Here is a 1,214-nt window from a genome sequence, read left to right on the forward strand (position 1 = left end):
AAAAAAAGAGGAAATACCCATGGCAAAGGCCAAGTTTGAACGTCTAAAACCGCATGTCAACGTTGGTACCATCGGACACGTTGACCACGGTAAAACAACCCTAACAGCTGCTATCGCAACTGTAGCTGCAATCACTTCAGGTGGCGAAGCCAAAGACTACGCGTCTATTGACTCAGCACCAGAAGAAAAAGCACGTGGTATCACCATCAACACCTCACACGTAGAATATGACACAGATGCACGTCACTATGCTCACGTAGATTGCCCAGGTCACGCCGATTATGTTAAAAACATGATCACTGGTGCTGCCCAGATGGACGGCGCAATCCTAGTAGTATCTGCAACTGACGGCCCTATGCCACAAACACGTGAGCACATCTTGCTTTCACGTCAGGTTGGCGTACCGTACATCATCGTATTCATGAACAAATGTGATGTTGTTGATGACGAAGAATTGCTAGAACTAGTAGAAATGGAAGTACGTGAATTACTTTCTGACTACGACTTCCCAGGTGATGACACTCCAATCATCCATGGTTCAGCGACTGAAGCCCTAAAAGGCTCACAAGAAAAATATGGTCAACCAGCTGTTGTAGAGCTATTGAAAGTTCTAGACACCTACATCCCAGAGCCAGAGCGTGACGTTGACAAAGCATTCCTAATGCCAATCGAAGACGTATTCTCAATCTCAGGTCGTGGTACTGTTGTAACTGGCCGTGTTGAATCTGGTATCGTACGCGTTGGCGACGAAATCGAAATCGTTGGTATCCGTGACACTCAAAAAACCACCTGTACTGGTGTAGAGATGTTCCGTAAACTGCTTGACGAAGGTCGTGCAGGCGAAAACTGTGGCGTACTACTACGTGGTACTAAGCGTGAAGACGTACAACGTGGCCAAGTACTTGCTAAGCCAGGTTCAATCACTCCTCACACCAAGTTTGACGCTGAAGTATATGTGTTGAGCAAAGAAGAGGGTGGTCGTCACACTCCATTCCTAAACGGCTATCGTCCACAGTTCTACTTCCGTACTACTGACGTAACTGGCGCAATCCAATTACAAGACGGTACTGAAATGGTAATGCCTGGTGATAACGTTGAGATGGGCGTAGAGCTTATCCACCCAATCGCTATGGACAAAGGTCTTCGCTTCGCTATTCGTGAAGGCGGCCGTACTGTAGGCGCTGGTGTTGTTGCTAACGTAAACGTTTAATACT

At 47.0% G+C, this 1,214-nt stretch carries 1 protein-coding gene; it reads left to right on the top strand.

The window, feature by feature from the left end; genetic code table 11:
- Positions 1-19 precede the first annotated feature (19 nt).
- Positions 20-1,210, top strand: a complete 1,191-nt coding sequence (gene tuf / locus I6E84_RS14040; protein ID WP_197135298.1) for an elongation factor Tu — start codon at positions 20-22, stop codon at positions 1,208-1,210.
- Positions 1,211-1,214: the final 4 nt, after the last annotated feature.

This window comes from Psychrobacter sp. SCQQ22, assembly GCF_015864605.1.
In the GTDB taxonomy this organism is placed as follows: domain Bacteria; phylum Pseudomonadota; class Gammaproteobacteria; order Pseudomonadales; family Moraxellaceae; genus Psychrobacter; species Psychrobacter fozii.